Origin of the sequence: Xanthomonas sp. WHRI 10204, assembly GCF_040202875.1 — a bacterium.
GTDB lineage: Bacteria > Pseudomonadota > Gammaproteobacteria > Xanthomonadales > Xanthomonadaceae > Xanthomonas.
The window spans coordinates 1-14,231 of the sequence record NZ_JBEGDW010000006.1 but is presented as its reverse complement, the minus strand read 5'-3'; the positions used below and the strand labels follow the sequence as shown (position 1 = coordinate 14,231).

10 protein-coding genes and 2 pseudogenes are annotated in these 14,231 nt (G+C 53.7%); 5 read left to right on the top strand and 7 right to left on the bottom strand.

Features of this window, described 5'->3' with window-relative positions; genetic code table 11:
- Positions 1 to 152 precede the first annotated feature (152 nt).
- From ABQZ00_RS23750 to ABQZ00_RS23730, 5 genes and pseudogenes are all read left to right on the top strand, one after another.
- Positions 153 to 1,259, top strand: a pseudogene (locus ABQZ00_RS23750) (IS3 family transposase).
- 1,107 nt (positions 1,260 to 2,366) lie between these two features.
- Positions 2,367 to 2,576: a hypothetical protein gene (locus tag ABQZ00_RS23745; protein ID WP_323520939.1), complete on the top strand. Its 210-nt coding sequence runs from the start codon at positions 2,367 to 2,369 to the stop codon at positions 2,574 to 2,576.
- Positions 2,577 to 2,715: 139 nt separating this feature from the next.
- Positions 2,716 to 2,862: a SymE family type I addiction module toxin gene (locus ABQZ00_RS23740; protein ID WP_323539518.1), complete on the top strand. Its 147-nt coding sequence runs from the start codon at positions 2,716 to 2,718 to the stop codon at positions 2,860 to 2,862.
- A 44-nt stretch (positions 2,863 to 2,906) separates the two neighbouring features.
- Positions 2,907 to 3,464 carry a lysozyme inhibitor LprI family protein gene (locus ABQZ00_RS23735; RefSeq protein ID WP_323539517.1) on the top strand — a complete coding sequence of 186 codons (558 nt, stop codon included), beginning with the start codon at positions 2,907 to 2,909 and terminating at the stop codon, positions 3,462 to 3,464.
- Between the two features lie 1,723 nt (positions 3,465 to 5,187).
- Complete coding sequence (locus ABQZ00_RS23730) at positions 5,188 to 6,246, top strand: hypothetical protein (RefSeq protein ID WP_323539516.1); 1,059 nt, start codon at positions 5,188 to 5,190, stop codon at positions 6,244 to 6,246.
- Between the two features lie 95 nt (positions 6,247 to 6,341).
- Here the strand turns inward: ABQZ00_RS23730 and ABQZ00_RS23725 are convergent, their stop codons facing one another.
- The 7 genes and pseudogenes from ABQZ00_RS23725 to ABQZ00_RS23695 form a co-directional block, all read right to left on the bottom strand.
- A complete protein-coding gene (locus ABQZ00_RS23725) occupies positions 6,342 to 7,025 on the bottom strand; it encodes a hypothetical protein (RefSeq protein ID WP_323539515.1) in 684 nt (227 codons plus the stop codon).
- 170 nt (positions 7,026 to 7,195) lie between these two features.
- Positions 7,196 to 7,375: pseudogene (locus ABQZ00_RS23720) on the bottom strand (hypothetical protein); the annotation flags it as partial.
- 755 nt (positions 7,376 to 8,130) lie between these two features.
- Positions 8,131 to 8,925, bottom strand: a complete 795-nt coding sequence (locus ABQZ00_RS23715; protein WP_323539514.1) for a hypothetical protein — start codon at positions 8,923 to 8,925, stop codon at positions 8,131 to 8,133.
- A gap of 3 nt (positions 8,926 to 8,928) precedes the next feature.
- Complete coding sequence (locus ABQZ00_RS23710) at positions 8,929 to 10,161, bottom strand: hemagglutinin repeat-containing protein (RefSeq protein ID WP_323539513.1); 1,233 nt, start codon at positions 10,159 to 10,161, stop codon at positions 8,929 to 8,931.
- Between the two features lie 214 nt (positions 10,162 to 10,375).
- On the bottom strand, positions 10,376 to 10,744 hold the full coding sequence (locus ABQZ00_RS23705) for a hypothetical protein (RefSeq protein WP_323539512.1): 369 nt from the start codon (positions 10,742 to 10,744) through the stop codon (positions 10,376 to 10,378).
- Positions 10,745 to 11,370: 626 nt separating this feature from the next.
- Entirely contained in the window at positions 11,371 to 12,279 is a 909-nt protein-coding gene (locus ABQZ00_RS23700) for a PoNe immunity protein domain-containing protein (protein ID WP_323539511.1), read from the bottom strand.
- A 2-nt stretch (positions 12,280 to 12,281) separates the two neighbouring features.
- On the bottom strand, positions 12,282 to 14,231 hold a 1,950-nt coding region (locus ABQZ00_RS23695), incomplete at its 5' end, for a VENN motif pre-toxin domain-containing protein (RefSeq protein WP_323539626.1).

Here is a 14,231-nt window from a genome sequence, read left to right as displayed (position 1 = left end):
TCCGGCAACGTGGCCACCGCCTCATGCGCCGCAGTTGCATCGGTGTTGATGCCGAGTGCTGCCGCCGTGGTGGTCTTACTGTCGACTCCCCGTAAAATTGATCCATCCATAACTACAGGTCTCCGGCACACTAGCCACCAAGGAGACCAACGATGCGCAAGAGCAGGTTCACAGAAAGCCAATTGTCGCCACGCTGAAGCAGGTTGAGGGCGGCCGCCAGGTCAAGGGTGTGTGCCGTGAGCTGGGTATTTCCGACGCGACGTACTATGTCTGGAAGTCCAAGTACGGTGGCATGGAGGCATCTGATGTGCAGCGCCTTCGCGACCTGGAGACCGAACACAGCAAGCTCAAACGCATGTATGCCGAGCTCGCGATGGAAAACCATGCACTCAAGGATGTCATCGCAAAAAAGTTGTAGACCCAGCGCACAACCGCCCGCTTCTTGTCTGGCTCACCGATCAACATGGCTGGAGCGAGCGCCGGGCCTGCGCGGTGGTTGGGGTGGCTCGCTCGACAGCGCGCTATCGGCGTGTTCCCGATCGCGACGAGGAGGTCATTGCGCTGTTGTCCGACTTGGCCGAGCGTTTTCCCGAGCGTGGTTTTGGAAAGCTCTTTCAGATCATCCGCCGTCGCGGACATGTGTGGAATCACAAGAGGGTCTGGCGCGTGTATTGCCTGATGAAGCTTAGTCAGCGTCGTCGCAGCAGGCGTCGGGTCCCGACGCGCCATCCACAGCCGCTGGCATGCGGAGAGCCACCCAATGCTGGATGGTCAATCGACTTCATGTCCGATGCGCTGTGGGATGGTCGGCGTTTCCGCACGTTCAATGTCATTGACGACTTCAGTCGGGAAGCCTTGGCGATCGAAGTGGACTTGAATCTTCCGGCGGCCCGCGTCATCCGCACGTTGGAACGCATCGCAGCCTGGCGCGGCTATCCCGCTAAGCTTCGCTTGGATAATGGCCCGGAGTTGTCGCATTGGCCTTGGTCGAGTGGGCTGAGCGCAAAGGTATCGCATTAGATTTCATTGAGCTGGGACGGCCGATGCAAAACGGTTTCATTGAACGCTTCAACGGCAGCTACCGGCGCGGCGTGCTGGACATGCACATCTTCCGCACGCTGAGCGAGGTCCGCGAACAGACCGAACACTGGCTGGCCGACTACAACCAACAGATACCGCACGACAGCCTGGGCCGGCTAACGCTCGCCGAGTTCCGTGATCAGCATCGACTGCAGACCTCTATTTTTAGCTGGCACTGAATTGCGAGGAGTCGACACGATGGCAATTGACGACGGCCAGTGCTTGGCAGAGGATAACCCTGCGCAGCGTCCGGGCGAGGGCCCAATAGTTGAACTTCATGCATCGCAACTCCGACAGATCAAAAAAGCTTTACGCGTCAGTTGCAATAGCGAGCGCGCTGGTCGTGGGCGGCCTAGGCATACTGGGAAGAGCCGAACAAACTGCAGATATCTTGTTTGTCCTCCTTTGCGGTGTGCTACTTGCCTTGCAGCTCTTCACCGGCTATCCCGTGACCCGTTTGGCGCTGCCTGGCTTGCATCGACACGATGACCCCGTAGGTTATTGGGTAGCCTTCGGGCTAACTGCATTGGCGGCGTTAACGGTTCTCGTTCTTGCGTTAGCTCGTCGAGGCGTTTTGTTAGTTGGCTTCTGAGTAGTCGGAAAAAGGGCTTTGGTGGTGCAGCGTGGAAAACCGGTCCGACTCACTTCAGAGCACAATCTGACCCGGTCACTGATCAGCTCAGTGTGTGCGAATAAAATATGGCCAATCGGATCATACAAGCAGGACTCGATTCCTGGTTCGGCATCTTTCCAGCATGAGGTGACACCCAATGCCACGGTTTTCCATCTATACACAAGAGGTGTTGGTTGGCCATTCCATGCTCGAACATGGCGATCCCCCAATGGGGGTCGCTTCTGGCCTCTTTGTGCCAAGCCCAGCATATGCTTCTATACGGCGAGAGTGTCAGATCAACCACGCTGATCAGTCATCACTTCATCTGCATGCTCAAACGGAATCCGGAATACAAATTCCCTGTATTGGTATCGGGATCCTTGACTACTCGGCAGAGGTTGCTCCGCCCTATATCGAAGTCAATGTTCTTGGCATCCCGTACCCCCTCTATGGAGAGTTGTTTCCAGATCATGTCAGATGCTACGAGCAGCAGTCCGGCGACGCGTAGTTTTCGGCGAGGGCTAGCGCGAGTGATGCGTACTCGTTCAATCAGGCGGAATGGTTTACGCCCCGCTGCTTGGGTCAAGCGTTAGGCATGCCCCGTACGCGCACCGCCACTGAGAGGGCGGCCGGGAAACTCATCTCCGTTCTTCAAAAGGAATGGGAGGTGGGAATGGATCCACAGCAGTCTGACATTGTGGAGCATGTGATTGATCAAGGGCACGCGCTGCTCCAGGCAGCGGCGAACGGCTCGGTACTAACGCTACTCAACGATCGCAGTGTTGCAGACTTCATCGGGGCGATATGGGTTGAGCGTCATCCGTCTGTACGCCGAGCAATAGCAGCATTTGAGCAGGCAATCGAGAGCGACCGGCTTGTCTAACAGATCATTTAAGCCAAATTGGCTTCAACAGGCGACTTATTCAGCTTTAGGCGTTGGGTGCTGGTGACGCAATCTATGCAATGCCTGCGTCGGGAGGGCGGCTGACAACACCCTTCGGGGAAATACGCCTGCCGACGCTATGCGGTTTCTAACTTCCCGACATCCCGTCGCCACCCTGCGCCTGCGCGGCCGCTGGCTGGAACAACTGGGCTTCGCCATCGGCAAGAAGTTGCACGTAAGCGTGCGCGACAGTGAACTGGTGATAGGCCTGGTCACCGAGGGTTGAATCGGTAGGCTTCCTGCAACCGACTTGCCTGGATACTATGCAAGGTGTTTCTCACCCCTCAACCTGGCCTGCTCAACGATGGCGGATGGGACGATTCGGCTCATCCCCCCGATCAGACGCTTCCTTCAACACCATTAGCCCATCGAGATTTGTACTGCATGAAGACAGCAGCCACAATATTCGCCATCTGCCTCGTCCTTTTTGTTGACGGGGGAGCGCTAGCATCTGAAAGCACCGCGCAGGTCATCAAGCGTCAAGCGCCCAAAGGCATTACCAGTGCATTCTATGAATGCATCGAAGAAGCAGAATCAGACAACGTCGCTCTTGCTGCGTGCCAATCTACGGAGACGAAGAGACAAGACGTGCGCTTGAATGCTGCGTATAAGTTGCTGCTCAGCAAGCAGCGTGATACGTCCAAGGACGAACTGGTTCGCGCAGAGCGCGCCTGGCTCGAGCTCCACGGCACCAGCAAGGCCTTTGAGTCGTCACTTTATGGCAGCGAAATCGTGAGCAATTTTCAAGTCATGCAAAACGAAATTTTTCGTCTCTGCGAACGCGCCAACACGCTCGAAGAATACCTGTCTGTAGCAGATGATCGGTAGCCGAACTAGACCGTAGGGTCCGAGCGCATTTTCTATGCGCCCGGAATGCCAAAAGTGAAATTTGACTCTGCGAAAGGCGGGTCGGGTTCAATTAGAAAAATTGACTCTGTTATCTCCGAAATTCTTGATCGTCAAGGTCATGGAAGCCTTGACGATCAAGTGCTTGCTCAAGCCTTTTTCGCTACGTTGATTCGCGCAGCGAAGGATCACGAGTCTGGATAGAGCACAGTAACAGTTTTGCTTAGCGAACCAAAGAACGAGGTCGGGTTCACTTGAAATTCGACCTCACTGTCCCTCGCGGAATCGCAGAGGAGTTCCAAAGTTAACCGCAGACGCCGTAGTGACATATAGAGCCAAGCATGCATCCATGGCGGGCTCAGCATTCAATCTTGAAACGGTCGATATGACGGTCACAGACCGTCGCGACGATAAAGCCCTCACAACACTACGGTATGTCGTTGATGAACACGGGCGTCGTGGTTGTGGCGCAATCACAGAACGAGCAATGGATAAGTAGGCATTTCTGCGTCGCGCCCTAGGACTGTACTAGCTACCAGCGCACCTTCGCTCAGCCGCTACCCGGCCGTGCCTAACCCTCACACCGCGCGCGTTCCGCATGCTAACCTGACCACCGCCATTCTGGCGAAGACGGAACATCAGGTGACCCAGCCGACACCATAGCTAGCGGTGCCGGGGCCGCTGAGGCACGCTTATCGCAAGTCGCCCAGAGACAAGCACGTCATTTTAACCACTATCAGGGATGTATTCATCATGAAGCTACGCACCATTGGCGCCAATTTCGCACTGGCAGCGGCTTTGGGCCTTGGCCTGAGCTCCCCGGCTCGCGCCCAGGCGCCAGATCCTTGCTCGGTCTTTCTTTGCATGGCCAGCGTGTCCGGCTTCGGCGCTCCGACTCCCCAATGTGCAGCGCCCATCGGGGTCTTCCACGCCATCCAGGTGTGGAGTCCGGCCTTCAACCCGCCGGCCACTGCTGCGGCACGCCGGACATATCTCATGACATGTCCAGGCGCGAGCGCACCGAATCAAGCTGTCTTGGAAGCCATCATCGCGCAATGGGGCTACACACCTTAACGGGGATTGCCCGCTTTGACCCAGAAGAGCGCTTGCTCCTGAGGCGTTGCGGGGTTGTCGCCACACCCCTGTCTGCCGTAAGCATCTCGCAACGCTTTTCAGTGCCATTGGGTTGCTACACATCGGCCAGGGGGAAGTGGACCCGCAACTTTTGTGGGTTCGTCCGCAAGAACGCGCACTCTGCCCCTGTGTTGTTGGCCGCGTTCCCGGTGGGCGCGGCAGGCGCGCTGCGCGATTACCACGAAGCAATGAAGAACGGGGTCGGGTTTACTTAAAAACCCTACCTGGCTCCGTTATCCGGCGATGCATCCGCTCCGAGGTACCGCTCCGCTCAGCAACTTATATCCTACTGTCGATACCACAGCGGTATATCTGCTTGCATCGAACGTGATGGTCACTGCGTTGTACCTGAAAGGAATGCCACGTATCGCGCGGACCTAGGCAGTCCCGCTGATGGAAAGAGGATGACAAAGAACACCGTCTGGCTAAACATCCATGGCAAACCGGAGATCACGATGAACCGGTTCAATCGGTTGTAGTAGCCGATGGCGTGCCCAAAGAACGGTGTCAGGTTCATTTTAAAAGGCAACTGCCTCGTTTCTGTTTACTAAGTTTGGAAGGTGCTCTGCACATGTTCAACCGGATCTTTCATCTGCTATACGCCTGCGAGTTGGCACGCTTCCCGAGTAGTAGTAGCCCCAGCGAGTCAGCAAAGCAGCTCTCTCGCCTGATCAAGCAGCCATCGAATTCAATGGTGGCACTACCGGTGGCAGGCTACGTCTCCGAGGATTATGTTGAGCTGCGCCGCGTTCAGCACATGAAGCACAATGCGTTTAGGCCCAACTTCTATGGGCGCTTCGAAGCACGGCAAGGTGGCGCATTCCTCATTGGAAAATTTGCGATGAGTCCACTGGTGCAGGCGGTACTTACCGTTTGGTTCGCGGCAACGGCGGTGCTGACGATGGCTAGTGTGCTCTACACGCTAAAGCGGCCGGAACTATGGTTTTTCGCGCTCATAGGCGTGGTCATGTTCGGGGCAGGCTATGCACTCGTTTGGCTGGGAAAAGACGTATCGGCTGGCGATATCGGATGGCTTTCCGCAAGAATTTCAGAATGTCTACCTGCAGTCGATAAACGGCCACAGCATAACGAGAAGAGGCAGCTGGGCCATTTCCCAGACACTGTCCAGCGAACCAGAACTGCAAGCGCATCAATCGATCTGACCAAAGACGCGATGTATGGCCATTGGAGCCATGTGAGCCCGCAGGTCTGTGAGTTTCAACATGGTAGTACGATGATCTACGTGAGCCACGACAATGATCGATGGTCAATGGAGCGCAGCCTGCAGGTTGCCCAATTTACAATCAATGCTGCTCTCGCCGAGGCGGATGCGGTGCTTGAGTTTGCATCACATATTTTTGAGGCTAAAAGCGCGGACTTCTGGCGCTTAGCAAGAGCGATCCCACTCAAGCAGAAGCCGCTGGCTATTTTTGCTATACGTTACCGTTTAGGCCAGGCGCTGCCAATATACGAGATATCATGGAACCCCACCTTTTCGGTAGAAACCGGCGTATATCACGATGAAGATGGTACAGAGCGGTTGATCACGGTGGAAACTCCAGAAGAGGACCTTAGCTTCGTCGACATCCGAAGGCTTGGCACCAATTCTTATGAAGAGGTTATCGACTAATAGAGCATGCAACTGCTGGATCGTGCGCAAAGTATCCTGCAACGTGTCGCAGAGTAAGCGGGCGAGCCGCACCAGAAGACAGGAATGCAAGCGGCTCAAGGACGTCGTGCATGATCCTGCCGATACACCCCGCTGAAACTCACGTTCGCGCCGCCGCATTGCAGGTTGTCCGCCACGATCAATAGCTCGCCTAGCAGCTGCAGGCACACCGTGCAGTCGTCTTCGCTGACCTCCAGGCGGTTGCCGTTCGGCGTGCTGCGTGCGGTGACTGCACCGATGTGCGGGCCGCCGGGCGTCTGTTCCGGGCTGGGGTTGGCGCTGGGCCAGTAGGCATCGCCATTGACTGCGACACTGCCGTCGCCACTGGCGGTCAGCTGTAGCGTGTTGTCGCCGTCATGCCAGTGGCCATTCCACGCGCGTGCGGGTGGCGTGGCAGTGCTGGTGATTGCCTGCAGGTTGCGCTCTGCGACCCAGCCGGCGCTGCCGCCTACCTTGTTGGGATAGAACGCACAGGTGTAGCCGTCACGGTGCTGCGCCAGCACCACCACATCGCCCTTCACCACGTAGCTGCGTTGCCGGCATGCCGCCTTGCTCTTGCCGGGACAACCATCGCTGTCTTTGAGCAGGTACAGACGTGGCACCACAACTTTCGCGAGTGAAAACGCTGACGGGCTGCTGGTGAACAAGCCGTTGCGGCAAACTGCCGCGTCGTCATCGCTGGGCGAGGCGTGCGCGATCGCCGAGACAGCCAACAGAACCAGTAACCAGGCCTTGTGCATCGCAATTACTCCATAGGTGGAGCACTAGTGTGGCCTAACGCCGGTATGCGTTGTACATCTTGTGCTCGTGCACAAGCCGATGTCGTACTCGGCAACAATCTCAATGATGTGCGCAACCTTTGCAGCAACCAACTTGCGATCTTGCAGACGACGATTGCTACCTGCCCATCTCAGATCGGCAACGCACTCAGCTTGCGGCGCAGATAATTGCTGATCGCGCGGCTGGCGGATTTGCCTCGCCACGACGCCCAGCACAGGTGCGGGCCCACGGTGCGTTCGCAGCCGCGATGTCCAAGCCCGAACCAGGTGCGATCGGGATGAAACGCGTCGCGTTCGGGGCAGTGGATATCGTTGCAGTACGAGTGCAGCTAGGAAGCCTCTGAGACCCTCGCAGTGTCCGATATTCTTAGACCATCTGGTTGACCGCTAAAGAGTTCGGATTCATTGGGCGCGTAGTAGACGGTCAAAAAATATCGTTTCTATATCAATAGCGTCCCGACAATGATGATGCGCGACTGACTCGCCGGATCGAAAAGATCGCAGCAGCGGAGTTTCTGGCACACATATCTTGGTACCGTTGTGCACGGAAGGCTAGAGGCGAACCACAGACGCCTGCGCACGCTTGCGCAAATTTAAAGTGATACGGAGCTTAGTCGATTACCACATAAGGACTTAATTTCCTGTTAGAGAAAATTTTATTGAGTGCCAGATAATCGTGCCTGACACGCAGGTGCAGCCCTCCAAGCTGGCGGCTCGCAGGGCCCATCGTAACGATATTTTTTTTCCATCATGCATCGTTGTAAAGAATCAAACGCCTCGTTATTTCTTTCCATAAAACTAGAATTGCTTTCGCTAGCTCTGCGTTGAGCGTTGATGTAGCCTCCGCGCTCATCTCCACCGCACTCTAACCAAGCGTTCTTCAGATCGCCGGCTTGCGTCTCAGTATTGCTCCAGTAATCTCTGAGGGGAGTAGGGTGATATAAGGCCTTCTCCGCCTCCTTGTCGCACAGCGCAAGTGGTGTCTGTGGTCCACATATGCGTCCGTTTCCAATAACGCAACCGGAAATCTGTAGGAGTATCAAAATAAAGATTGAGCGAACTATGATCACAGAGACCCCGATGCAAGTTTTGAAATTGCATTCCAGACATCAGGCGGAAGTGCTTTGGCCATGGCAAATGGTGCTGCTACCGGAATAGCTGCTACTGTCCATGCCTCGTGAAATATTTTTACTGCTGCAGGTCTATCGCGAAGTGCGTTTCCCTGGGAATCGTATAATCCAGCCAATTGGCCGCCTATCATGTCGTGCGGGCCGGCAAACTGTTCTATCAGTTTATCCTGCCACGAACCTGCAGCGTATGGCTTGCCTACCAAGGTCCCCTGTATTCCTTGAATACCTCCGGTGAGCCCGCCCAACTTCTTGCCTTCTTTGCTTTTTAAGAATTCTGAAAGAGATTGACCCGCTTCTTCGGCATTCCATTGAACATAACCGTCGACGATTGCCAATGAACCATCCGGATTTTTCAAGCAACGCCCATTATCAGGCCCGCACAGTGCATCCAAGTCGATTCGGGTGCCTCCCAATTTATACCTATCATTATCAACGCCCACACTTGGGCCATTCTCATTGTTAAGTACATTCGGGTCTTTTGACGTGGGATCGACGACTGCAGCACCGGGATCTATGACGCCTGCAAACGTCGAGGAACTCTCTTTCATTTTTTCACGCATCCAGTCTGCGGCAGAGCTTAACCCTTCTTTAGAGATAGCTCCAGTCGTCGATCCTGTCACCGCGCCAATGAGGATATTCAGCATCTTTTCTTGGGTTTCGATTTCATCCAGCTCAGTCGCAATTGCTGCAACTTCTTCAGTGGTCTTCGCTTGCTGCTCGCGTTTGCTCAACGCTTACTTTTTAGACCCTACATAACTGTTCACGGCACCGCGGGCCTGTTCAGTGAAGGTCGCAGTGATCTGTGCCTCGTTACGTACTTTTTCTGCCAAAGCAACAGGATCCCAATTCTTTGTCAGAGCGGCTGCGCTGTCCCCGGTCAATACATCGCGATTCAGTCCTGCAAGGACTGATTCGACACCTGCGCCCGTCAGCGCGAGTTGCGAGTTGGTATCGGTGATGGTTAGTGCCCCTCCACTGATGCCACTGCGTGTCACGCTTGTTTCGCTTCCTTTCTCGCTGGCAAAGCCAGGTGCCCCCAGGCTAGTGTCATCGCCAAAGTTCTGGACTGCCCACGTACTTCCCTTGTCGACAGTAGAGGGAGTCTGACTCCCGGGATTTGTCTCTTTGTCGTTGCCTTTTTTGCCGTCAGAGCTGTATCCACCCGAGAGGCTGATGCCCTTGGCCTCATAGCTACTGGTGTTGGTGATGTCGCTCACCGTGAGCGTACCGGTCTGCAGGCGGTTGACGCCGGCGTCTACGGCCGCCTGGGTGCTGGCGATCACGCCGCCCTTGAGATCGGTGTTGCCGCCCACCCGGATGTTGAAGCCGCCATCGCCGGCCTGGATGCCGCTTTGCTCGGTGACGCTGGCGAAGTCGCCATTGACCTTGTTGCTGCTGTAGCTGGCACTGGCGCTGAAGCCAAGACCGAAGGTCACGCTGCCGCCGACCGCCTTGTCCTTGCTGGCATAGGTGCTGGTGTCCTGCAGGCTCTCGATGGTGAGGTCGCCACCGATGTCGGCCAGCACCGTGTCGGCGGAGAGCACAGCGCCCTTCAGGGTGGTGTCGTTGCCGCTGATGATCGTTGCGGTCTTGCCCGCCGACAGATGGCTGTTGCGCTGAGTAATGTCTTCACCGTCCGCCTTGCCACGCGAGCCGCTGGCACTGGCGGTGATACCGGCGGCCATCCCGTCTGGGCCGTAAGTGACCGCCACGCCGATCGCCGCGCTCTTGCTCTTGCTGGTGCTGTGCTGCTCGAAGGTGTCCTGCGCTGCCTCCAAGGTGATGTTGTTGTCGGCGGCCAGCAGCAGGTTGTTGCCGGCTCTGATGTCGCTGCCGCGCACCAGGATGTTGCTGTCCTCACCACCGCCGGTGGCGATCAGGTTGACGTTGCCGCCGGCCTGCAGCGTCGAGCCCTTCGAGGTGGAGCTACGCTGCTTGGTCTCGCTCTCGCTCTGGCTGCCGCCCACGGTGACCGAGATGCCAGTATTTAAGGAGATAAAATCTCGGATGTGTGAGCGTTAGCTTGGCAAGCGAGTTAAAACGCAGCTATGAAGAAAGGCGACAAGCACCTGAAAATTCAGCCAAACTAAGTTGCTATTGTCATGTTCAACTTCTCCCTGCATGACGCGATAATTTTCTTCCACTCGAGTGATGAAAGTAGCTGCAAGTCAAAATTAATTGTCATGCTATTAGAAGCAAAAGAAAATGCATAAATCTGTTCGAAAATTCATTGCTAAATATATCGGTGTAGTCCATAAATGCTCCGTCGTACATGCACGCGGCTCCAAGACATGGCCCAGTGTCAAACATTGCGGAAAGAGATTCGCAGACCTGTCCACCAAAATATTTAAAATCAACTAATTGAAATTCTGTTAGAAGAATTCCGCACGGCCATTCTGGGTCGGAAAGCTTATAGTTTCTTTGAAAGTCTGAGTTTATTATGTTTAGATCAACATCTATTTTGTCTAAATACTTCGGCGGAAAAACCCCGTAGCAAAGAATTGATGATAATTCCGTACCTTCTATTTCCACATAGTCAGAAAAATTCATCTGGGCCTACTTGGAAAGAATAAGTTTTAATTAATTTTCATTAGGGATGAATGCTGCTATTACTTTTCCCGCATGGGGTCCGTCTTTGACAACAACTATTACAACATTGTTGCCATTCCCATCAGTGCATTCAGTCGTTGCCACTGGGAATCGAGAATGTCGAGCAGAAGTGCCAGTCCCGCAAGGTGAAAGCACAGAGATTATAATTCAATATTGACTTTCCAAGAGGTCCGTGCGAACTGCGTCTCTGCATCCCAGGTATTTTTGCCAAGGCTGACAGACTCTTCCCAGGCCTCAAGCAGGCCGCTAAAGTATTGAAGTAGCGTGCCTAATTCATCGTCTCGCGAATAACGATAAGAGTTTAGGTTCGCACAATTTCTGGAAATCTCGAAGAGAAACTGCGGTCTATACTTATGGATTGGAAGTGGCCGCGAGCCTTGGGCCACATTTTATCGATATTTTCTCATGGAATTTTATCCAAGTGTTCCAATATAGAAGAGAGCCTTTTGGATCGCGCCTCAAAATATTTATCCATGATTATAATTTCTGAGGAAATATTAATTTAATCATTAAATAGAAAATATATTTGCTGCCACGATTGAAGCAAGAAACATATTTGGCCTAAACTATTTCTTTTTATTGCCGCGACGCAGGATTTTCTTTATCCATTCTGCCATTCCTCCTTTGGCAACGGCGGTTGGCTCAAAAGGTGACACCGCGTCCGGATGGCGGGGGCTACGCCCATCCCTTAGCAAATCTCCAGGATAGTTGGGATGATCTAAGCATAGACTATCATCAATATTGAAGGCCTTAGCTACAGCTACTGCCTCAATACACCAACAGCCCATGTAGAAGCCACTTTTAATTCCTAAATCTAAATCTGCAGAAAATTGCCACCAGTAAGGAGTGCGGTGATCAATAGGAAAACTCGGTGAGCCCGCGTTCTTGAGATTCGCGAACCAACAGTCGAGATAGTCACGCAATAAAATAGGTTGCTGTTCTTTTGGAGCGTCAGTCACGGCAAGTAGAGATGCATACGCAGTCGGAAAACATAAATCACTTGCAATGGAACGATTGGTTTCGCGAGAAGCGATAATTTTGTCAAGCAAACTATCTTCACCAAAATTATCCATCAGCTTAAGAAGACGAGCCCATTGGCTTTCAGGAATTTCCAGTGTGATCGCGAGGCCTGTCAACCAAAAACAATTGACATAATGGTCAAGGTTTAATTTCCAAGAATTCCTTGTGCGTTTTACCTCCGCAGTCCATACATCTTTTCCAAGAATTTCCGATTGCTCCCAGGCATCAAGCATAGGCGAGAAGTAATTTTTCAATGTGCTAGTGGTGTCGCCTCGTGAGTAGCAACTGATCATCAGCTCTCTATACTTATTTGCTATGCCATAAATATACTGTGGGCGATAGGTTGGGTCACCGCCTGGAGTCGAATCAAGTGATTTTCGCTTATCTATGCTTGCTGTCTGGTAGCTAACCCATTCGTCCCAATAAGCCTTGCTTGCATTTCTATCTCTCATCATTTTCAGTTGGCTCCAAAAAGCTTGGATTTCGGTTGAGGTATAAATTTTCCGCTGCTATCTAATAGGCCAATTGAAACTCCGCCATTACTATCGGTATGCACAAGCCAGCGTTCCACTCTTCCTCTGCCCAAGGAGTCTACAACATCGTCCGCAATCTTTTTACTTCCAACCGCATTCCCAATACGGTCCGTGCCGGTTCTGGTCCCTAGTGACCACGTGTCGCTTCCCTGCATGCCGTCTAATGTATCTTTAAGCCTAGATGTGCCGTACTTGTATTCAATGATGACAAAGTCTACGTCAGGGCGATTAACCTTAAATAAGTCGTCAATGCCGTTGGTTCCGGCTCCTTGCATGCGTGCTAGTTTCTGTCCTTCAGGAAGAACATTTTTGACGCTGTTCTCACCAAACATTTCAGCCATAACACGTTTTTGATCATTGGTCAGAGTGTTGAGGTCTAACAACATGCGACCATCAGTGCCATGCATCCCGCCGGTGTTTTTCAAGCCTTGCAACGCTTGCCGGTCAAGGAAGTCGTTTAGCGCCTTGCCAGCAACAGGAACCCATTTGCCTCCGACGAGTTGTATAACTTTGCTGCCAGCGAATCCGGTCAAAGTTCCGAGCGCGTTGTCGAATGTCAGGCCTCCAATTTCGTTTGCATTCAAAGTTGCCAAGTTGTCGATTTTCTGCTCAATCGAATGTGCGGGGATGTCGCTTGTAAACCAGTCGGATAGGCCAGATACAGCGCCTGCAGCGCCGCTGTATAAGTCGCTACCTATTCCTGTGATGCCGCGACCTGCTACATAGTCATACAAGCCCTCTGCGCGCTCGGGGGTTGCTTTGGCGCGATCTATAAAGCCATCCATCAGTGCTGAAAACCGTCCGTCTGGGTAGTATCCAGACGTCATAAGCATGCCCTGATCATTAACGGCTTTTATGTCGGCAGTAAGCGTATTCCATTGAGTCTTGGCGAAATCTTTAATCCGCGCATTCTCAATCGCATTGCATGCGGCATCTTGTCCGCACATCGCTGCAGCATCACGCATTTGATCGTACGTTTCTTGTGTGATCTTGCGTTTACCATCCATCAATTCTCTGTCGCGGCGCTTATCTAAATCGTTCATTGCGTCGACGATTTGTTTTTTACAGTTAAGCGCGGCGTCGCCTGTTCCGCATGCCTTGATTGCTTTGTCAGCTGCATCGACTTCTGACTGGCTCAGCCAGTTATTTTCCACCGAATTCTTGGCAATATTCGCCCTCGTCGCTGCATCAGCCAAACTACCGCCAGTCATGCTGCCGGCGATTACGCCAATGGCTTGCGATAGCGACACCAGCATCTGCTTGTCCTGTTCCGGCAGCAGGTTCGGATTGAACTTCCCGGTTACCGGGTCGATGGCACGGGGATCATCGCCGTACAGGGTTTGGGTCAAGTACTTTGCCGCCAACTCACCACCAGCACCTGCCAGTGCGCCGCCTGCCATGGAGGTTCCGTTTACTTGTGCCAATACAGCACCGAGCACGGCATGCGACAGCCCCTGCAACACGGCATTAGGATCGCTGCCGTGGTTCTGATCGAAGGTCTTGCCGATCAGCTGCGCGGCGTAGGGTGCCAACGCGTTGGTGGCGACTTGTCCTGCACCTTGTCCGGCCACGCTGCCGACCAATGCCGTCGTCACCGCCTGCAACGCTCGGCTGTAGTCGCCGCCAATGCCCCATTGCTGTTTGGCCTCATACGCCGCGTTGTATGCGGGATTGCTCTGCGCCAATACATCCCGGCGTTGATCTTCGGTCAAGTTGGCAAAGTTCTCCTTCCCCTCCTGGGTTAGGCCATTCTTGTACTGCTCCTCGATGGCGTTGGTTTGGCTTTCTGCTGCGGCAGCAATGTCATCGCCTATCTGCTTGCCGGTGGCAATGACCGTGCCAGCGGCCGCTGCCATCGCCTGCTGCTCACCTAA